Genomic DNA, 21,485 nt, shown 5'->3' with positions numbered 1-21,485 from the left:
GAAGTTTGAAGATTGCGGAAAGGCAAGGTTTTTGTATGAACATTTCCACCACTTTTCTCAATGCATTGAAGCACACTTCCTCCGATGTGGAGGGGCAGCGTTCCCCGGAGATCCTGCTGGGACAGATCTACAAAGTATCCCTGGAAGAAAAAGGCTTTTTACTGCCTCTGGCCGGTGGAGAATTCCGCCTGTCAGATCCCTTTTATTATGAATGGAACCCATTTCCTTCTTATCTGCTGCTCTACACCTTAGAGGGTAGTGCTCTCCTTACCACCCGGGACAGTGAGGTGGTCCTGGATCACGAGCATCTGTTGTTTTTAGATTGCAGTCAGGGCTTCTCCCTCCGGCTGTTGCAGGGAAAGTGGCGTTTTCAAATGTTTTTCTTAAGTGGAGCGGAGCTTTCTTCTTATTATAGCATATTTCAGGCTGCTTTTACCTGTTGTTACCCGATTCCCATCGGCTCCTGCGTTTCACAGCGGATGCAGCAGCTGACCAAATTTTCATTCATCCCGACTCCTGCAGAGCAGATACAGCTTCACCGGGAGCTGACCGACATGTTCGCAGAACTGATGCTGTCCGCCCTGTCCGTCTCCCGGGATGTGAAGCCCATTCCTGCTTATCTGCTGTCCATGAAAGCGGATTTTGAGGAAAACTATGCTGAAAATCACTCTTTAGAATACTTTGAGCAGACTTTGGGCATCAGCCGCTACCGTCTGTGTCGGGAATTTTCCGCTACATTCCATACTTCCCCGCTGCAATATCTTCAAGGGAAAAAAATAGAAGCAGCAAAATCACTGCTCCTATCTACGGATAATCCGATTCACGAGGTGGGGGCTATGGTAGGCATCGACAATACCAATCATTTCATCCACCTGTTCAAAAAGCACACCGGTGTCACACCCTTCGTCTACCGGCAGAATGCACCGCAGTCTATACGTGAGACACACTGTCCTTCAGTACCAGTCGGCCTTCCACCACGGTAACTCCGGACTTATAATTATCACTGGTGATCTTCTTGATCATATTATGAAGGGCTCTTCTCGCCATCTCTCCCATATCTACTTCATACGTAGTAATGCGGATGTCGCTGAGGCCGGGATACAGATAGTTATCAAAACCTACCACGGAAATATCCTCCGGCACACGGTATCCGTTCTCTCTCAGCTTCTTGATGAGTAAGCTGGCGGTCAGATCGCAGTTGCATACGAAGGCCGTGGGCATATCCTTGGGAATCTGCAGCATGTTCACGGTATCGATCTTGCCGGTCTCAATATGACGGTCATCCAGCACCCATTCTCTCTTTTGTTCCAGCCCCAGTTCCAGCAATGCTTTCTGGTAACCGAAATAACGATCCGTGATACTCTCGGTGGCAAGCAGCGTTCCCACATAAGCAATCCTGCGGTGTCCCATCCGGTACAGATAATAGGTCAGTTCATAAGTGCCGTAATAACTGTTGGAAATAACAGAGTCACTGGCTTCCCTTCCGTTATAATAATCCAGATAGATCACCGGGATCCCGGCTTCTGTATTCAGATGCTGCAGGTAAGTATCCATCATCTTACCGATAACGATAATGCCATCCACCTTGCGTTCCTGTACCAGCTTCGGCATTCTGCTGCTCTCTTCCTCCACCGATCCAATGACTTCCAGCATGGTAAAACATTCCTTTGCCGTGGCTCTGGTAGCTACCGCCTGGTACATCTGCCAGTAAAACGATTCATATTTATCAAGGAATCTCTCAGAGATCAGAATACCGATATTGTAGCTCTTCTGGTTCTGACTTTTTCTTGCCGCTGACGGCTGCTGGTAGCCCAGTTCCTCCGCAATACTGCGGATCTTCTCCCGGACTTCCTCGCTGACACCCTTTTGTCCGGACAGTGCCTTGGACACTGTTACTGTGCTGACTCCAACTCTCTCTGCGATATCTGCTAATTTTACTGCTTTTGCCATAATCTTGTACTCCTTATCGCTGTTTTTTACACATTTCCCGATAAATCGTCAATTATACTTCCATATTAGATTTCTAAAAATCGTTTGTCAAGGCATGTCACTGCCTTAATTTTACACCTCGGTCAGGTGGATCAGCCTGCTGCGGTAGTCTCCCCACAGAGGTGTCACCAGCAGTCCTGCCTGCATCAGCACGTCGCCGCCAAAGATTTCCCCGGTCTCCTCGATGCGATACTGTTTCTCCGGTGCCAGGCCTTTCAGACGTACTCTCCTACTGTGGAAGTTCGGTCGGGAAAGTACCTGTACATAGGTTACCAACGCTTCTTTCTGATCCTTGGATGTCACCTGATAGCAGTCATAATTACCGTTTTCCAAAAATGATGCAATCCGGGAATAATCCCCTCTGCGGATCAGATCGTTGTATTTGTGATACATGGCGGTCTGAGCGGGAATCTGCTGTCGGTCTTCCTCCGGGATCTTCGTGATATCCAGTTCGTAGCCAAAGGTGCCTGCCAGCGCCACATGCCCTCTGGTCTCGAAGGGTGTGACTCTTCCCACCGTGTGGTTGGGGCAGTCCGATACATGGGCACCCATGGTGGACAGCGGATACAATAACATCGTGCCCTCCTGAATTTTCAACCGCTCAATGGCATCCGTATCATCGGAGCACCAGATCTGCGGGCTGTAATATAACATACCCGGATCAAATCTCGCTCCGCCGCCGGAGCAGTTCTCTAGAAGCAGATGTGGGAATTCCTGCAGCAGTCTCTCCTGTAATTCATACACACCCAGCACATATCTGTGATACAGTTCTCCCTGACGGTCTGCAGGGAGATCCATGCTTCCGAGATCCGACAGCTGACGGTTCATGTCCCATTTCACATATTCGATATTGGCGCTGTGCAGCACTGCCGCCACACTTTCAAAAGCATGATCTCTGACTTCCTTCCGGGACAGATCCAGTACATACTGATTCCGGCACAGGTTTCCTACACGACCCGGAATGGAGATTGCCCAGTCGGGATGCTCTCTGTACAGATCCGAATCCGGCGAGATCATCTCCGGTTCGAACCAGATACCGAACTTAAGTCCCATGGCATTTACCTGATCCACCAAAAGTTTCAGACCTCCCGGCAGCTTCTGCTCATTGACCTTCCAGTCACCCAGGCTCGTGCTGTCATCATTACGGTGTCCGAACCAACCATCGTCCATGACCAACATTTCGATCCCAAGCTTTGATGCCTGCTTTGCAATCTTTAATAATTTATCGGTGTTAAAATCAAAGTACGTAGCTTCCCAGTTATTGATCAGAATCGGACGCTTTTTATCCCGGTATTCTCCGCGGATCAGATGATTGCGGTACATATCGTGGTAATGGCGGGTCATGCCTCCCAGACCTTCCGCAGAATAGGTCATAACGACTTCCGGAGCCGCAAAGCTCTCGCCTTGCTCCAGTTTCCAGACAAAGTTCTCCGGATGAATGCCCATAGTCATACGGATGGAATCGAACTGGGAAAGCTCCGCCTGCGCCAGGAAATTGCCGGAGTATACAAAGTGCATACCGTAGACTTCACCGGCATCCTGCGTAGCATCCGCAGAAAGCAGTGCTATAAAGGGATGCTCCTGATGGGAAGATTCTCCCCGCACGGAGCCAACACTCTGTTTGCCGTGCATCAGACTTCTTCTCTCCATCTGACGCTCTCTCGCCCAGGATCCGTGCAGCGTAAGAATGTCATACTTTTCATCCGTGCAGTCCAGATCCAGGCAGGCAGACATAACTTTTGTCACATAAATAGGCTGCCCTGCCATATTTTTCAGGATCACACTGCGGGTGATCACATCTTCCTCTTCAAATGTAGTATAGATCAGGTCTGCAGCCAGACCGATGGCCGGATCCGCCAGATGTAGGATCAGGGTGTCGCAGTCCTCATCCCCCGGGAAGGTGGAGGGCAGTCCGGGCAGCGTGGGCTTCTTTTTTACGATCTCGTGGGAGACATACTGTAGCTGCACTCCCACATGTCCCTGTGCCGTGCGTACGGAAATAGCGCTTTCTCTGTAATCTCCCAGTCCGTTTCCCGGATATTCCATGGGGAAGGAATCCAGAAATGACACACGCTCTCTGTTATTCTGTGACGGAACGAAGGGTGCTTCTCCCGTACGCAGCAAATATACCGGTGCAGGTGTATTCTCGGTATACTGCAATTTCTGACCGTAATATACGTGTCCCACAAAATTCTCCTGATCTACAATTGCCAGAAGATAGCTGGTGTGTTCCGTGTCCAACCAGAAGGTTCTGTCCTGTTCGATGTATCTGATTGCCATAATTTACCTCTTCCTTTATAAAAATTAATAACCAATAGCCGTTTTCACAATATCGGTTCTTCCGGGCATTTCCGAATAATAAATCGCCCAAGGGTTCTGTCACAAATATAAAAAAGCAAATGGTGCTTCCGGTTCTGTCTTCAAAAACTGCATCAGCATCAGTCCACAGCGCATGGACACCCGTTCTTCCCGCAGGATACGAAGTACTTCCTGTCTGTCTGCCAGGATCACCTGTATATCCTCGGTATTTTCCATCTGCTGTCCCACATTCTCTGTCACGGTTCCGAAGATCATGCTGCCGCTCTCGTCTGTCAGCCCCTGTGCCAGGAAAAATCCTCTTCGGAAAGCCGGTTCTCCGCCTTCGTAGACTTCCAGTTTCCAGCCAGTCTCCTCGATCATTTCCCGACAGGCGGCCTCCGAAGCGGTCTCCTCCGGCTCGATCAGTCCCGCCGGCAATTCATACAGATAATCATTCACGGGATACCGGTACTGACGCACCAGCACCAGTTTCTCTCCGTCCTCTGTCACTGCGTAGACCGCCATGCCCTCGGGGCGCATACTATGGGTCTTGTGTTTGATATTGTTTTCATCATTTCGGGACGCAAAATAATAATGAAACGGCGTTCCGTCCCGTCCCAGGGCATCAATGTGATACAGGTTCAAAAACGGATTATCCGTCTGTTTCTCGATTCCCCGATAGTGTTTTCTGTCATTTCCTTTTGCGTCCATGTTTTCCATGCCCTATTTATACTCCATGTCTTTCTGTTCCCATCGTGCTCTGTCATCCACGTTCCCACAGCGCATCATCTGCCGCAGGCGCAGGCAGCCGTGACGGAACTACTGTAGGATCTCCTCCAACAGTGCCACTGCCAGCTCCGGATTCTTCATGCCATCCGCCAGCCCCACGGCTGCGGTCTCCTGATACCATCCGGTCTTCCTTACCCATTCGTTGTTCTCAAGCCGGATCCCCGCCACAATCGTTTCTCCCGTCATGGTATTTAACACCATGATCTGCTGATCTTCATATCTGTCCAATAGTTCCTTAGGCAGATAATCCCTTAAATCCGCCAGATAATCCGTGCCGCCCATGAGCTTCAAAAACTCTTCGTCAGAAAAAAACACATCCACCGACCGGGTCATGAACAATACCTGGATCGTGCTGAGATTCGTGGAATCCACATCGGAATCCGAGTTCGGATCGATCCAGATCGTATAATTCAGGTTCACCACATCCCGTTTGGATATCACACCGTGTTCGCGCAGGAAATCCGTAAAATAATCCGGACCGGTGGCTTCGATGTGCTCTCCGTCCGTATTCACTGCCATGACTCCCATGGCGAAGCTGGTCTTGGTGGCAAAATGTACGATCAGGAAAATAACAATAGCGATCCCCGCTGCCACACCTATGGTAACCCACAGATAATAGTCCATAAAATACTGCCATTTTTCAGAAGGAGACAGTTGTTTCCATTGTTCTTTCTGCCGGATATGGTCTTCCTTTTCCAAATTGCTGTCTCCCTTCCGTTTCTCGAATCTTCCGTCTGATAACATCCTGCTTTTAGTAATATATCAGTCTTTAGTATATCAAACTAATTTAATCTTGTACAGCAGACTTTTTAATATATTTTAGGTTCAATTTTGTTAAAAATAAACAGAAAAAGCCCTGCCATGCACTTAAATTAACATGGCAGAGCTTTGTGTTTTCTATTTGTTCGATCAGATAAGAAGTGTAAATGCTTTAGCGGTCCATCTCCGCAATACGTCCGGTGGACTTGTGCTCCTTGATGATCCCCTGGATCTCCTTTAAGTCGGTGCACAGCAGGTCACCGGGGATGGTGTTCTTAAGTGCGCTGATGGCATTGCCATATTCCAGTGCTCTCTGATACTCACCGGGATGTGCCAACAATCCGTACAGGACACCGGAGATATAAGCGTCACCGCTTCCGATGCGGTCTACGACTTCGATATCGGTGTAAGGTGCTTCCTCATAATAGGTATCATCCTTGGCACTGTAGATGATGGAACCGAAGGTATGACGCTTCGGACTATGTACAATACGCTGTGTGGATGCCACGATGGAGATCGGATACTCCTCCGTGAAGCTCTTCATAATGCTCTTGGCATCGCCTTCCTTCAGGAAGGTCAGACGCGCCGTGTCCTCGGAGCAGAAGAAGATGTCCACATAAGGTAGAATGGATTCGATGCATTCCTTCGCCTCAGCACCGGTCCACAAGTTCCCACGGAAGTTCACATCAAAGGAGATGATGGCTCCCTGCGCCTTGAAACGCTTGATCATCTCAATGGCAGTTGCTCTCAGCTCGGGGCTCAGCGCCAGTGTAATGCCGCTGGTATGGAAGCAGCGGGTATCGCTGTAGATCTTGTCATCATAGTCATCAACGGTCAGCTTGTTGATGGAGGTATTCTTACGGTCATATACAATACGGGGCTTTCTGGGGTAAGCACCATTCTCATAGTAGTACACGCCCAATCTGGCATCCTTGTCATCATCGTATACCAGATAGTCATCGCTGACACCGCAGAGACGTACACGGTTCTTGATATATACACCCAGGTCATTGGCCGGAAGCTTGGAAATGATACCGCAGCGCAATCCCAGCATTGCCGCACCGGTAATGGCATTCAGTTCTGCGCCTCCTGCCTGCTTGCTGAAGCTGTCGCCTCTGGTAATACGCTCATTGTCGGGCGGTGATAATCTCAGCATGATCTCTCCCAGGGAGAGCAGGTCAAATTCCTTCTTCTCAGTCAGTTCCATAATATAAACTCCCATCTGCATATTTTGCCAAATGCTTTATCAGAATTTCACCGTTACTCCTTACAGTGCAGCGTTGAAACCCCTTACATTTTTTCTTTACATTTGTACTATATCACATATACACAGCCCCGGTAAAGACACTGGACATTAATTAAAAATTTAACGAATCCACATATTCAAAATAATCATCCTCGCTGGCAAATAAGATATATTCATTCTCCACATATCCCATATATCCGCTGGCAGTCACATATCCTTTCATAAAAAATACCTCCTTATCAGAATCCTTTCGTTCCCTGTTCTGATAAAAAGGTATCATTTTTAAAGTCCTATAAAACTCTCTTAATTATTCTGAACCGGCTCTGTTTCCAGCACCAATTCTTTCATTTCTTCCAATAATTCCTCGGTTCTGCCCATCAAAAGCTCCGCATCGGTCTCCACCAGTCCCGTCTTTTTATACTTATAGGTAAAAAACGGATTGCCGTAAGCAGTAAAGCTTAATTCATCCTTATGCTTTTTCAGGAAATCCGGAATCTTGCGGGGATCGATCTTCGCATCCGGCCGGAAGTTGAAGGTAATGCGTTCGTTCTTGCCCTTGATCTCCGTCATGTCCAGACCGTGGGCCGCCATACGGATAAGGGCGATCCGCAGCAGATTGTCCACTGCCTTGGGGATGTTGCCGAAGCGGTCTAACAGTTCATCCTTCATTTCATCCCGCTCTTTTATCGTCTCGATGCCGGCGATCCGTTTGTAAATATCCAGCTTCTGTGTCTCGTTGACAATGTATTCCGCCGGAATGTAAGCATCCACATCCAGATCGATCACCGTAGCGAAATCCACTGCCGTATGAATGCCCTTCAGGTTCTGCACCGCTTCGTTCAGCATCTTGCAGTACAGGTCATATCCCACGGCCTCCATATGTCCGTGCTGACTTAATCCCAGCAGATTACCGGCGCCGCGGATCTCCAGATCACGCATGGCGATCTTGAAGCCGCTGCCCAGATCCGTAAATTCCTTGATGGCCGCCAGCCGCTTTTCCGCCACTTCTTTTAACATCTTATCCCGCTTGTACATCAGAAAAGCATAGGCATTCCGGTTGGAACGACCCACACGGCCTCTGAGCTGATACAACTGGGACAATCCCAGATTGTCCGAATCGTGGATGATCATCGTGTTGACATTGGAAATATCCAGTCCGGTCTCTATGATGGTGGTGGACACCAGCACATCGATCTCTCCGTTAATGAAATCAAACATGATCCGCTCCAGTTCGTGTTCCTTCATCTGTCCATGGGCGTATGCAACGTTGGCTTCCGGCACAAGCTTTGCGATCTGTGCCGCGATATCCGCAATATTGTTCACCCGGTTGTAGACATAGTAGACCTGTCCGCCCCGGGCCATTTCCCGGACAATGGCCTCTCTCACCAGTTCGTCATTGTATTCGCAGACAAAAGTCTGGATCGGCAGTCGGTCATTGGGGGCCTCTTCCAGCACGCTCATATCCCGGATACCGATCAGGCTCATATGCAGTGTCCGGGGAATGGGGGTTGCCGTCAGGGTCAGCACGTCCACGTTTTCTTTTAATTTCTTGATCTTCTCCTTATGGGCCACACCGAAACGCTGTTCCTCGTCAATGATCAGCAGACCCAGATCCTTGAACTTCACATCCGCAGATAATACTCTGTGGGTACCGATCACGATATCCACCATGCCCTTTTCCAGATCCTTCACCGTCTTTTTGATCTCCGATGGCGTACGGAAGCGGCTCATCAATGCGATGTTGATGGGAAAATCCTTCATTCTCTGCACAAAGGTGTTGTAATGCTGCTGTGCCAGAATGGTGGTGGGCACCAGATAGACCACCTGTTTTCCCTCCTGCACAGCCTTGAAAGCGGCCCGGATGGCGATCTCGGTCTTGCCGTAGCCCACATCTCCGCAGATCAGGCGGTCCATGATCCGATGGCTTTCCATATCCGCCTTGGTGTCCGCGATGGCATTCAGCTGATCCTCTGTCTCTTCAAATGGGAACATTTCCTCGAACTCCCGCTGCCACACCGTATCTTTTCCAAAAGCATAGCCCTCGCTCTGCTGTCGGACAGCGTATAATTCCACCAGATCCTTCGCCACGGCGCTGACGGCACTGCGTACCTTCGTCTTGGTGTGTTCCCATTCCTTGCCGCCCAGTTTGTTCAGCTTCGGCTTCTTCGCTGCATCGGCGGAGGCGTACTTCTGAATCACATCCAGTCCGGTGGCCAGAATGTACAGATTGCCGCCGTCCCGGTATTCGATCTTGAGGTAATCCTTGACGACCTTGTCTACCTCTACCTTCTCGATGCCCTTATAGATGCCCAGTCCGTGGGTCTCATGTACCACATAATCCCCGATCTTCAGGTCGTTGAAATCATTGATCTTCTGCCCCTGATAGAGCTTTTTCTTCTTTTTCTTACGCTTCTCCGCTCCGAAAATATCACTCTCGGACAGCACCACGAATTTCAGCCAGGGATACTCAAAGCCCTTGTTCACATGCCCGTAATAGGTCAGGATCTCTCCCGGCTGTACTTCCCTCATGGGGTCTTCTGTGTATACTGCTGTCAGTCCGGCATCCTCGGTGTTCCGCAGATCCTCCGCCAGACGTCTGGCTCTGGTACGGGAACCGGACAACAGCAGCACCCGGTAGCCGTTCTTTTTATATTTTTTCAGATCCTTGACCAGGGCTTCAAAGCTGTTGTTATAAGGGGCGATGTTGCGGGCAGCAATATCCACATGCATTTCTTTCTCGAAATATCCGTACTTGGTCTCCATGGTAGCCAGGGTCACCACGGCATTTTTCTCTAAAGTAGCCGCTACCTGTTCGCCACTGTAGAGAATGTTCATCTGTCCCGGCAGCACATAACCTTTTCTGGCACGTTGTTCCATGCTCTCCCGAAATTCCAGCTCAATGGCATCCGCCTGCTCTTTCACTCTCGCCGGTTCGTCAATATAGAAGACCAGAGAACGCCCCGCCATATCTGCCAGCAGTTCCGGCATCGTTACGGTATTTTCATAAAAATAGCGGATATATCCTTCCAGATTGATCTTACTCTGGAATTCCAACAGCTGTTCTTTCAGTTCACTGACCTGTGTGGCGATCCTGTGGGCCTCCTCCGGCTGGTGGGCATCTCGGAATATCTTTTCCTGCTTTGCAGCTTCCTTCTCAAGCTTTGTGATGCCCTTGCGGATCTGTTCTTCCGACAGTACGAATTCTGTGGCCGGGTAGACTGTGATGCTTTCCAGCTTCTCAATGGAACGCTGGCTCAGGATGTCGAAGCTGCGGATGGACTCAACCTCATCTCCCCACAGTTCGATACGATAGGGGTTTTCCTCCGTCAGATCAAAGATATCCACAATGCCGCCACGGATGGAGAACTGCCCCGGGCTTTCCACCTGATAGGCTTTCTCATATCCCATAGCCACCAGTCTGGATGCCAGTTTGCTCTCGTCCAGACTGCCGCCCCGCTCGGTGCGGATGATGTCTTTCTCCTCCCACAATACCTGCGGTGTCATCAGTGCCGCATAGGTGGTAACAATGGTGACCGGCTTACCCTCCACGACTCTGCGCAGGGTCTTGATCCGCTCCTGCACCAGCTGATTGCCGTGGATATCCGCCTGGAAAAAGATCAGGTCCTTCGCCGGATACAGCATGACATTTCTGTCATAAAAGCGGTATTCCTCGTAGATCTCTTTGGCCTTTAAGTCACTATAAGTAACGATGACCTTGTATTTCAGGCCATCGCTGAGTCCGTAGATCATATGAAGTTTCTGGGAGTCCACACAGCCTGACAGAGCTACGGTTCCTTTTCCCTGTCTGGTCACTTTCCGGATCTCATCATATTCCGCCAGTTCTTTCAGTGGCGCAATCAGTGCCTGCATCGCTTTTTCCTCTTACTATACAACCGTTACGCTTTCTTACTGTTAAAATGGTTCATGGCTGCATCCGCATTCTCAGTGATGATCATACGGATAGCTTCTGCTGCCGTCTTCGCCGCTTCGTCCATGATGCTTCGTTCCTCCGCCGGAAAATGTCCCAGCACGTAGTCTGCCAGATCGAAGTTCTTCGGCTTCTCTCCCACGCCCATACGCACGCGGATAAAAGTATCATGCCCTAACATTTTGATGATATTCTTGAGGCCGTTATGGCCACCGGCGCTGCCTTTTTTGCGGATACGGATCTGTCCCACATCCAGACTAATATCGTCGGAGATCACGATCAGTTCCGCGGTGTCATCCACCTTGTAATAATCCACGATCTCCCGGATGCTCTCACCGCTCAGATTCATGAAAGTCTGGGGCTTCGCCAGGATCACCTTCTGCCCTGCCACGTAGCCCTTGCCGATCAGTGCCTTATGCTTGCTCTCCATGACGGCGATATTTTCTTCCTCTGCTAATCTGTCTATGACATCAAACCCGATATTATGTCTGGTATTTTCATATTCTTTGCCTGGATTTCCCAGCCCTGCGATAATATACATAGCTTTCTCCTTACTTTCTTGCAATCAATGCGTTAACTTATATTTTCGCATTTTTACGCAGAAAATGCAACTATTGGTTATTTTGCACAAATTTTATTTTCGGGAAAACAGCCAATTTCCGCATGGCATATTTCGTTACTTATTTTCCGAATCTAAAGTATCTATTCCCGGCATTGTATTTTATAATAAAAATGGAGTGTTACCAAAACGGTAAGCGGTTCACCTTTCGCCAAAATGATGACATTTTGAGAGCTTCCAGTATTATTGGAGGTGATACAGATGGGAAATCTATTGAAAGGTACATAAGATGCTGGAAACAGTGGTAGGCATTGTCGGTATTGTTGTTACGATCATCAGTATCATCGTAACGCTTATCAGTATCGTACAGACTGCACGGAAACATAAACATCAAAAAAGCAACCGCCCTCGCCAGGAATAGGTTGCTTTCTTGATCTGTAACTAAAAACCAGGTGAACCGTTGCTGTACGGTAACACTCTTTTCTTTTATTATCCTAACACTCTCTTTTGATTTCGTCAATAAAATTCACCATTTACAAAAATCCTTGTACCCGGGCTTGACTTTTTCCGGAATACTGATATACTGATAAGGCTGAAACGCCCTGAAATCAAGGCTTTTCGGAAATCCATTCGTGTGTTCGGGACCTTCCACACGTAAATAAAAACTAAAGGAGAAAACAAATGAACAAGAAAGTACTGTACCTCGTACACGGAGCGGTGATTGCTGCTCTCTATGTTGTGCTGACCATGTTAGCCAACGCTCTGGGACTGGCAAATTATGCCATTCAGGTCCGCTTCTCGGAAGCCCTGACCATTCTTCCCGTATTTACCCCTGCTGCCATACCGGGACTTTTCCTGGGATGTATCATCAGCAATACCATGACCGGCTGTATGCTGCTCGACATTATCTTCGGCAGTCTCGCAACCCTGATCGGTGCCTTCGGCACATATCTGCTGCGTGATAAGAACAAATGGCTGGCTCCCCTGCCTCCCATCATCGCCAACACCATCATCGTTCCTTTCGTGCTGGCTTATGTGTATCATTTAGAGGGTGGCATTCCTTATTTCATGCTGACTGTGGGTATCGGTGAGATCATTTCCTGCGGAGTGCTCGGCATGCTGTTACGCACCGTGTTACAGAAATACCGCAAATACATTTTTGACGTACAGAAATAAGCGGTCATCCCGCCAAAAAGGCGTCCGGATCCTTTCACAGGTTCCGGGCGCCTTTTGCTGTCCACTTGTATTTAATTATCTATTTTCATATAGGAAATAAAATGATTGCCGTTCTCCGCGAACCATGTTGTAGCATCGTTCATTCCCTTTTTGTACAACTTTCCGGTGGACGGCTCCATGATGACAACGTTGAATTCATTAAATCCGGTCACCAGCACCGCCTCGCCATCCTCCAGGATCGCCAGTACCGGAATATCCTGATTCACATAATACAGTACCGCATCCAGACTACAGCCGCTCAGATCCAGTACCTGTACGCCTGTCATATTTTCTTCCAGAATCTGTATTGCCGTCTTGCCCTGCGCCAGGTCATATTCGGTGTTGCGGGTGATTCCGGCATGCCGCAGGATATTGTCCAGACATACCGTCAGGCTGTTCTTCTGGTCCGTGACACTTTCTTCCTTGATTGCCATGATCTGGTTTCTGCTGACACGATTGCCCTTCAGCCATACCGTAATGCCTCGGTCGTTCGCAACAACCCCGGCGGAATCGTAGGCTTCCTTCACCGCTTTCCCGGGAGCACTGTAAATGCCCTGTACCCCATAAGCATTGTATACATAATATCTGGAAACTTCGCTGACCGCATCCAGTGTCAGTTCTCTTCCGCCCTCAAATACGACCTCCTTCGGATTCAGCACCTTGATAGTCTTGGTATCAATGGTTGTCTTGGTCTGTATCTGCACATATCTCTCATAAATATCAATATCCGCCGTGACTACTTTATTCTGTCCCGGCTCTTCTTCCACATTGTTCATGATCTGGTCATCCAGGATCTCCTGATAGCTGCCGTTCTCAGAACGCTGTATTCTCGACAGGGTGATCTGATTGCCCTCGATGGCGCAATCCACGATGTAGATGCCATCCTGTCCGTATTCCTTCAGATTATCTCCGGAAGAATTGCTGATGCAGACCTTATACATGGGGTAAAAGATCTGTCCGGAATTCTCTGTCCGGATGTCGCTCTCCCTGGCCACGCCGTAGATAATATCTTCTCCCATGAAGCCAAGCGGCCGGATAGCCTCACCGTCCTCCGCCCGGATCACTGTCTGTTCTCCGGTATTCAGATTCCGGACATTCAGCTGGTTGCTGTGGTTGATGTCATCCCCTTCCTGCCATACGATGATCTCATGGTTCTCCGATACCTGAAGGCTGTCATCCTGTCTTATACTTACCAGCTGTTCAGCGCTGCGATTCTCCAGATCCACATCATAGACACCGTTTTCCAGGAAAAAATATACATGTTGCTGTCTGTTCCGGTACAGCAGCTGTTCCATCTCATCCTTCAGCACCGCATAGCTCTTGGAATATGGGATATAGACTTCTTCCTCGATCGTATTCAGCGAATTGTCATAGCTGATGATCTGAATGCCGGTCTCTCCCTCATGTCTTCCGCGATTCATGTAACCATACACGGCAAATTTCACATTACCGCCCTCGTCTACATCCAGAATCTTGATGCCATGATTGTCATACAGAGTCCGCCGGTCGGCATTATCTTTATCATAGAAGGAGAAGATCACTGTCAGTCCGTTGGTAGCCGCATTATAGCTGAGTAACTGCCCCATATCGGAGAACACCACGGTATTGCCATCCGCGCTCTCCATCATATCCACATTTTCATCCGTGATTCCCAGAAGGATCTTGTCATTGGCATACATCCGGGTAGTATCCGGGATCTGTGTCATGGTACGCTCATAATCCAGCAGATACATTCTCTCCGAAGTATATCTGACTCTGTAATACTCTTCGACATTGTAGTAGATCTTATTTTTGCCCTCTCCGGTGGATACCACAAAATCCATCAGCAGAGAGGCCACATTCCCACTGATCTGTGTCAGCCGGATGGAAGCCGCGTCCTCCTGGACCGGTTCCAGACTGCCCCAGGTGATCTGCTGAAAGCTGCTGTGAATATTCACTTTATGAAAAGTGCCGTTATCTGTCAGCTTGGAATTCGGTTCCAGATATTTCGTCAGTTCCTTGGCCACTTCCTTGTCGTATAATTTTCCGTGGAAATCTGTCGCAAATTCCAGAATTTCCGAAATATGCACATCATCATTCCATAAAATAGTCGTATAATAATATACCTTCTGTTCCCCTTCCAGTTCCAGGATCAGGGTCAGACTGTATTGTGTATTCGTGTCGATCAGGTCTTTTAACGTAAGGGAAACGGAAAAGCTTTTCCCATTTGCCTTCCATCCGGTGACTTCACTGTTCTCGATCAGCCGGCTGCCGTCGATGCTGCGAACCTCTGTCGAGATCCCCGTAATTTCTCTTCCGAACGTATCCACGGTGAAATTCGCCTGTCTGCCCTCCCCCAGCAGAGTAATGCAGTCCTTCTGGTAAGCCACATCCATCTCCACGGTATTTCCGTGCAGTTCATTGCATGCCACACCGCCGCTTTCCATGGTGATCATAGGCAGAGTGGCCGGAGCCATCTCCATGGTCATATTGTTATGTCCCTGATTCATAATGTTGCCGATGATCAGTGCTGATGCCAGAAATACTACAACACACACGGCAATTCTAATGATCGTTTTCTTCATTCTTGATTCTTCACTCATTCATTATTCAGCAATTTTTCCAGTGTCGGTGCCACATGGAGCAGTTCCTCCACAGTACCGATATCTGCGCTTTTCTTCGGGCGCATACCATTCTTTTTCACTGCCCGGATCAACAGATTCTTCGGGGTATGTTCCATATCGATGAATTCCAGGATCTGGGTCTCATAGCCCTGTTGTTCCAGCAGATTTGCTCTCAGAGCATCGGTGAGCAGTGCTGCCACGCGCTCCTTGATGATGCCGTATTTTAACACTGGTTTTAAAGGATCACATTTTATCTGCCGGTTCAGTTCATGCTGACAACAGGGAACCGCCAGAATGACTCTGGCCCCCCATTTTACCGCCTTGTCTAACGCATAATCTGTGGCAAGGTCACAGGCATGCAGGGTCACCACCATGTCCGCCACATCTGTGCCCTCGTAGGTACTGATGTCTCCCCTCTCGAACTTTAATCTGTCATACCCCAGCTTTTCCGCCAGTTCATTGCAGTGTTTTATCACATCGGTCTTCAGATCCAGTCCGGTCACCTGGATATCTCTATGCTGTAATTCATGCAGATAATAGTACATTGCAAAGGTAAGATAGGATTTGCCGCAGCCAAAATCAATAATGCGGATGGTACGGTCTTTCGGCAGTTCATCGATCACATCCTCGATAAATTCCAGATACCGGTTGATCTGACGGAATTTATCAAATCTCGCCCTGGTCACCCGGCCGTCCGGGGTCTGCACGCCCAGTCCTACCAGGAAATCCACCGGTTTTCCTTCCTCTAAAATATAATGCTTGGTACGGTTGTGAGCCAGTGCCTGCAGTTCCTCCTCTTCAGAAGCAGCCGCCCCCTCCGTCCGTAGTGCCTTGCCACTGTTTTTCACCTTCAGTGTCAGCTTGCCCTTTTTGCTGACCAGAGCGGTGGCCTGCAGGGTCTTCGCTGAGAATTCTCCCTGCCGGAACTGCTCCTGTAAGGCGGTGCAGATCCGGTCCGTCAGCTGTTCTGCTGTAAAATTCTCGTGAAACACCTGAGTTCCTCTGTAAGCAGTCTCCTGGAACAACAGTTCCTCCCGGATCAGCACCGGGCGGATCTTTACCTTCTGGGTCTGTTCCGGATGACGGCTGTTGCTCAGGATGATCTGCTGCAGATCTTTATTCAAAATTTTCTGTAAAAGTATTTTCAGTTCTTCCATGGTTTATCCTGTTTTTCAAATGTTTTGCGCATATTATAGCACGCTTTCCTATAAGAACGCAATCATTCCCCGTCGTCCACCGTGTCTCCTTTTGTAGATCTCATTGCACACCAACACATGGATCAGATCCTTTGATACTTTTTCCGCTTCCTGTTCCAGGATCGTGCTGATCGTATCCGCTATCCGGAACAGACTCAGGCGGTCCGGATATTCATCATAGATCATGCTTCCTTCATAGTCGTATTTGTCCAATATTTCCGCAATTCTGCGCTGACAGCATCTGACCTCTCCGGGATAGGTCTGCTGCAGATATTCCAGATCATTTAAGATCTCGTTTTCATCCATTCTCCCCGGATATCCGGGCAATGTCATAAAAAACGGTCTTGCTACCATTTTAAAATGCCTCATGCTTTTTTATAACATATGCATTTTCTCTCTATAAAGTGAAAAACAGGTGCTGCGAAGCTTATCGCAGCACCTGAATTCTCGCCATTGCTCTCTGCAATGCCGTCTCTGCCCTGGCAATATCCGTCTCCGGCGTCTTGCTGCGCAGTCTCTCTTCCGCACGGTGCAATGCTGCCTCCGCACGGTTTTCATCGATCTCATTCGGCCATTCGATAATCTCTGCCAGAATGATAACTCCTTCGGGAAGGATCTCGGCGAATCCGGAATGCAATGCTGCTTCCTTCTCTCCGTCCTTCTCCGTAATATGCAGGATACCCGGCTTCACGATCACCGTCAGGGGAATGTGGCCCGGAAGGACACCAATCTGTCCTTCCGTGGTATTGAATTCTACCATATCCACAATTCCCTCATAGAATACTCTTTCCGGGGTTATGATACGAAGTGTGAATTCTTTATCTGCCATATCTGTACTCCCCTCTCATGCTATGCATGAACCTTTGCCAGTACATCATCAATGCTTCCGGCATTCAGGAAGTAGCTCTCCGGAATATCATCATGCTTACCGTCCAGGATCTCACGGAATCCACGGATGGTCTCGCTGATAGGTACATATTTTCCTTCCAGACCGGTGAACTGTCCTGCCACGAAGAAGGGCTGGGACAGGAATCTCTGGATCTTACGGGCGCGGGATACGACCAGCTTGTCTTCCTCGGACAGCTCATCCATACCGAGGATAGCAATAATATCCTGTAATTCCTTATATCTCTGCAGGATCTCCTGTACACCGCGGGCGGTCTCATAATGCTCCTTACCTACGATTCTGGGATCCAGAATGCGGGATGTGGACTCCAGAGGATCCACTGCGGGATAAATTCCCAATTCTACAATAGAACGGGACAGAACCGTGGTGGCATCCAGATGTGCGAACGTGGTCGCAGGTGCCGGGTCTGTCAGGTCATCCGCAGGCACATAGACTGCCTGTACGGAAGTAATGGAACCGTTCTTGGTGGATGTGATACGCTCCTGGAGCGCACCCATCTCTGTCTGTAATGTAGGCTGGTATCCTACTGCGGAAGGCATACGGCCTAACAGTGCGGATACCTCACTTCCGGCCTGGGTGAATCGGAAGATGTTGTCGATGAACAACAGCACATCTTTTCCGCCCTTGTCACGGAAGTACTCTGCCATGGTCAGTCCGGTCAGACCGACTCTCATTCTTGCTCCGGGGGGCTCGTTCATCTGTCCGAATACCATGGTGGTCTTGTCCAATACGCCGGACTCCTGCATCTCGTGGTACAGGTCGTTACCCTCACGGGTACGCTCACCTACACCGGTGAATACGGAATATCCGCCGTGCTCGGTTGCGATATTACGGATCAGCTCCTGGATCAGTACGGTCTTACCTACACCGGCACCACCGAACAGACCGATCTTACCACCCTTCTGATAAGGGCAGAGCAGGTCAACGACCTTAATACCGGTCTCCAGCAGTTCTGTGTCCGTAGACTGCTCTGCGAAGGTCGGTGCGGCACGGTGGATAGGCTCGTAAGACACTCCTGCCGGTACCGGCTTGTTATCAATCGGCTGACCCAGTACATTAAATATTCTGCCCAGGGTATTCTCTCCTACCGGTACGGAAATGGGAGATCCGGTGGCGATAGCCTCCATTCCTCTCACAAGTCCGTCGGTAGTACCCATGGCAATACATCTGACAGTGTCATCACCCAAATGCTGGGAGACTTCCACTACCAGTTCTCCTCCATCTCTGGTAGGGATGCGGATCGCGTCATTGATCTCGGGAAGTTTGCCCTCATCGAAGCGTACATCCAGTACGGCACCGATGACCTGGGTGATCCTTCCTTTATTCTCTCCTGCCATTTCTACCTCTTTCCTGCCCACTATGCGGGCATTTCATAATCAACTCACATTTTGCACTGTTTTTCTCTGGCAGTCTTTGTATCTTCCACGCAGACACGCTTACGCTCGGATCGGAACGTAGCGGTACTAAATTCGCGCTGAAGCGCTCATTAAGTGCCGACGTTCCTTTACGGTCTGCTTAGGAATGATACAAAACCTGCCAGAGACATAACTGCAAAATATAAATATTAAAGCGCCTCTGCGCCTGCAATGATCTCTGTAAGCTCCTGGGTAATGCTTCCCTGCCTTGCGCGGTTGTACTTCAGTGACAGATCACTGATCATATCCTCCGCATTGCTGGTGGCATTATCCATGGCCTGCATACGGGCACCGTTCTCACTGGCTGCCGCTTCCATCAGTGCACCATAGATCAGACTGGATATATATTTCGGTATGATCATATCCAGTGCTTCCACATCTTCCGGTTCGAAATTCATCAGCGCATCGGCACCCTCTGTGGATGCACCCGCCTCTGCATCATATTCCACGGGCAGAAGCTTCAACAGCTTCGGCTCGTGGCTCACCGTGTTCTTGAAGTGTGTGTATGCCAGATAAATCTCGCCGATCTCTCCGGCTGCAAATGATGTCAGCAGTTTGTCCGACAGAAGCATTGCTTCGGCATATGTGGGCTCTTCGATGACCTCCGGATAGGATTCCTTCACGGTATATCCCTTTCTCTCCAGAATCTCCCGGCCCTTATTACCGATGGCATAGACCACAACGTCTTCTGCCTTCCACTCCTCCTGTCCAGTGATCAGCTTGGCCACATTGGAGTTGTAACCGCCTGCCAGACCTCGGTTGGAGGTGATGACAATGACCGCCTTTTTGGGGGAAGCCCCCGGAACGAGATACTTATGTTCCAGATGACCTACCCTGGACAGGATATTATTTACGGTATCATACATACAGTCAAAATACGTCTGAGAACGTTCTGCACCTGCTCTGGCTCTTTGAAGCTTTACCGTAGATACCAGCTTCATGGCCTTGGTGATCTGCTGTGTGCCCTGAATGCTGGTCTTACGGCGCTTGATATCACGCATTGATGCCATAGTTACCTCTCATTCTGCCGCAATCTGCGGCCGACACACTTATTTCAGGAATTCTGCCTTGAAATCATTCAGGGCTTTTACCAGCTTCTCTTCCGTAGCATCGGAGATCACTTTTTCCTCAGCGATGGCTGCGGGGATCTCGGGATGCTTCGTATCCAGATACTCGAAGAATTCCTTCTCGAATCTGGTGATTTCCTCTACAGGTACATCCAGCAGGAATCTCTTAGTGACTGCGTAGATGATGATTACCTGATATTGTACCGGCATGGGCTGGTACTGAGGCTGCTTCAGCACTTCTTTGATCCGTTCGCCCTGTGCCAGCTTCTCCTTGGTATCCGCATCCAGTTCGGATCCGAACTGTGCGAAGGAAGCCAGCTCTCTGTACTGGGCAAGCTCGGTACGGATAGGTGCTGCGATCTTCTTCATAGCCTTGATCTGTGCGGCACCACCTACACGGGATACGGACAGACCTGCATTTACCGCAGGACGGAAGCCGGAGTTGAACATTTCTGTCTCCAGATAGATCTGTCCATCGGTAATGGAAATAACGTTGGTAGGGATGTATGCAGATACATCGCCTGCCTGGGTCTCGATGATGGGAAGTGCCGTCAGGGAACCTCCGCCGTATTCGTCGCTCATGCGGACTGCACGCTCCAGCAGTCTGGAATGCAGGTAGAATACGTCACCGGGATATGCTTCACGTCCGGGCGGACGACGAAGGAGCAGGGAGAGTGTACGGTATGCGGTAGCATGTTTGCTCAGGTCATCATATACCACCAGTACGTCTTCTCCGTTCTCCATCCACTCCTCACCGATCGCACAACCGGAATAAGGAGCGATATACTGTAAGGGAGCCAGGTCACTTGCCGTGGATACCACAACAGTGGTATAAGCCATGGCACCGAACTCCTCCAGTGTTTTTACGATATTAGCCACGGTAGATGCTTTCTGACCGATAGCTACATAGATACATTTTACATTCTGACCCTTCTGGTTGATGATCGTGTCGATCGCAATAGCGGTCTTACCGGTCTGACGGTCACCGATGATCAGCTCACGCTGACCTCTTCCGATGGGAACCATGGAGTCGATTGCCTTGATACCTGTCTGGAGCGGCGTGTCTACGCTCTTACGAGTGATTACACCACTTGCCACACGCTCAATCTTACGGAATTTGTCAGTCTGTACGGGGCCTTTACCATCAATAGGCTGTCCTAAGGAGTTCACTACTCGTCCAAGCAATGCGTCTCCTACGGGAACCTCTACCACACGTCCGGTGGTCTTGACGATATCACCCTCTTCGATATTGCTGGCACTTCCCAACAATACGACACCGACATTATCTTCTTCCAGATTCAGCACCATGCCATATACATCGCCGGGGAACTGTAACAGCTCACCCTGCATGGCATTTTCCAGTCCATGTACACGAGCGATACCATCCGCTACCTGAATGACGGTTCCGACATCGGATACATCCAGCTGGGAAGAATATCTTTCGATCTGTTCCTTAATGACGGAACTAATTTCTTCTGGTCTTAAATTCATGGATCTGTCGCACCTTTCTTTCA

At 49.3% G+C, this 21,485-nt stretch carries 17 protein-coding genes; 3 read left to right on the top strand and 14 right to left on the bottom strand.

Annotated features, from left to right (window positions below):
* Positions 1–35 precede the first annotated feature (35 nt).
* The gene (locus DW835_RS02460) at positions 36–983 is read left to right on the top strand and encodes an AraC family transcriptional regulator (protein ID WP_118730622.1); all 948 of its coding nucleotides are present in this window, start codon (positions 36–38) and stop codon (positions 981–983) included.
* Here the strand turns inward: DW835_RS02460 and DW835_RS02455 are convergent.
* The 7 genes from DW835_RS02455 to pth form a co-directional block, all read right to left on the bottom strand.
* Positions 931–1,950 (bottom strand): substrate-binding domain-containing protein, encoded by a 1,020-nt coding sequence (locus DW835_RS02455; RefSeq protein WP_118730621.1) that lies wholly within the window; start codon positions 1,948–1,950, stop codon positions 931–933. The genes DW835_RS02460 and DW835_RS02455 overlap by 53 nt on opposite strands.
* Before the next feature lie 111 nt (positions 1,951–2,061).
* Positions 2,062–4,269, bottom strand: a complete 2,208-nt coding sequence (locus DW835_RS02450; RefSeq protein ID WP_118730620.1) for an alpha-galactosidase — start codon at positions 4,267–4,269, stop codon at positions 2,062–2,064.
* 99 nt (positions 4,270–4,368) lie between these two features.
* Entirely contained in the window at positions 4,369–5,007 is a 639-nt protein-coding gene (locus DW835_RS02445) for an NUDIX hydrolase (RefSeq protein ID WP_022313611.1), read from the bottom strand.
* Between the two features lie 99 nt (positions 5,008–5,106).
* A complete protein-coding gene (locus tag DW835_RS02440; RefSeq protein ID WP_147353696.1) occupies positions 5,107–5,775 on the bottom strand; it encodes a hypothetical protein in 669 nt (222 codons plus the stop codon).
* 232 nt (positions 5,776–6,007) lie between these two features.
* On the bottom strand, positions 6,008–7,057 hold the full coding sequence (locus DW835_RS02435; RefSeq protein ID WP_243037008.1) for a sugar kinase: 1,050 nt from the start codon (positions 7,055–7,057) through the stop codon (positions 6,008–6,010).
* 327 nt (positions 7,058–7,384) lie between these two features.
* The gene (mfd, locus tag DW835_RS02430) at positions 7,385–10,951 is read right to left on the bottom strand and encodes a transcription-repair coupling factor (protein WP_118730619.1); all 3,567 of its coding nucleotides are present in this window, start codon (positions 10,949–10,951) and stop codon (positions 7,385–7,387) included.
* 26 nt (positions 10,952–10,977) lie between these two features.
* Entirely contained in the window at positions 10,978–11,550 is a 573-nt protein-coding gene (gene pth, locus DW835_RS02425; protein ID WP_118669390.1) for an aminoacyl-tRNA hydrolase, read from the bottom strand.
* 307 nt (positions 11,551–11,857) lie between these two features.
* On the opposite strand from pth, the gene DW835_RS18600 reads away from it, so the two are divergent.
* The gene (locus DW835_RS18600) at positions 11,858–11,989 is read left to right on the top strand and encodes a hypothetical protein (protein ID WP_262593699.1); all 132 of its coding nucleotides are present in this window, start codon (positions 11,858–11,860) and stop codon (positions 11,987–11,989) included.
* 260 nt (positions 11,990–12,249) lie between these two features.
* Entirely contained in the window at positions 12,250–12,744 is a 495-nt protein-coding gene (locus DW835_RS02420) for a QueT transporter family protein (RefSeq protein WP_118669391.1), read from the top strand.
* Positions 12,745–12,815: 71 nt separating this feature from the next.
* On the opposite strand, the gene DW835_RS02415 is transcribed toward DW835_RS02420, so the two are convergent.
* From DW835_RS02415 to atpA, 7 genes are all read right to left on the bottom strand, one after another.
* Entirely contained in the window at positions 12,816–15,365 is a 2,550-nt protein-coding gene (locus tag DW835_RS02415) for a hypothetical protein (protein WP_243037006.1), read from the bottom strand.
* Positions 15,362–16,543 (bottom strand): SAM-dependent methyltransferase, encoded by a 1,182-nt coding sequence (locus DW835_RS02410; protein ID WP_118730618.1) that lies wholly within the window; start codon positions 16,541–16,543, stop codon positions 15,362–15,364. The genes DW835_RS02415 and DW835_RS02410 overlap by 4 nt, the downstream gene beginning before the upstream one ends.
* Before the next feature lie 48 nt (positions 16,544–16,591).
* Entirely contained in the window at positions 16,592–16,936 is a 345-nt protein-coding gene (locus DW835_RS02405) for a hypothetical protein (protein WP_118730617.1), read from the bottom strand.
* 73 nt (positions 16,937–17,009) lie between these two features.
* On the bottom strand, positions 17,010–17,411 hold the full coding sequence (gene atpC, locus DW835_RS02400; RefSeq protein WP_118669392.1) for an ATP synthase F1 subunit epsilon: 402 nt from the start codon (positions 17,409–17,411) through the stop codon (positions 17,010–17,012).
* Between the two features lie 20 nt (positions 17,412–17,431).
* Positions 17,432–18,826 carry a F0F1 ATP synthase subunit beta gene (gene atpD / locus DW835_RS02395; RefSeq protein ID WP_022312604.1) on the bottom strand — a complete coding sequence of 465 codons (1,395 nt, stop codon included), beginning with the start codon at positions 18,824–18,826 and terminating at the stop codon, positions 17,432–17,434.
* 227 nt (positions 18,827–19,053) lie between these two features.
* A complete protein-coding gene (atpG, locus tag DW835_RS02390; protein ID WP_022312605.1) occupies positions 19,054–19,914 on the bottom strand; it encodes an ATP synthase F1 subunit gamma in 861 nt (286 codons plus the stop codon).
* Between the two features lie 39 nt (positions 19,915–19,953).
* Positions 19,954–21,462 carry a F0F1 ATP synthase subunit alpha gene (gene atpA, locus DW835_RS02385; protein WP_118730616.1) on the bottom strand — a complete coding sequence of 503 codons (1,509 nt, stop codon included), beginning with the start codon at positions 21,460–21,462 and terminating at the stop codon, positions 19,954–19,956.
* Positions 21,463–21,485 lie beyond the last annotated feature (23 nt).

The sequence above is a fragment of the Clostridium sp. AM34-9AC genome, from assembly GCF_003480225.1.
GTDB lineage: Bacteria > Bacillota > Clostridia > Lachnospirales > Lachnospiraceae > Acetatifactor > Acetatifactor acetigignens.
This window is presented reverse-complemented; position numbering and strand designations above follow the sequence as displayed.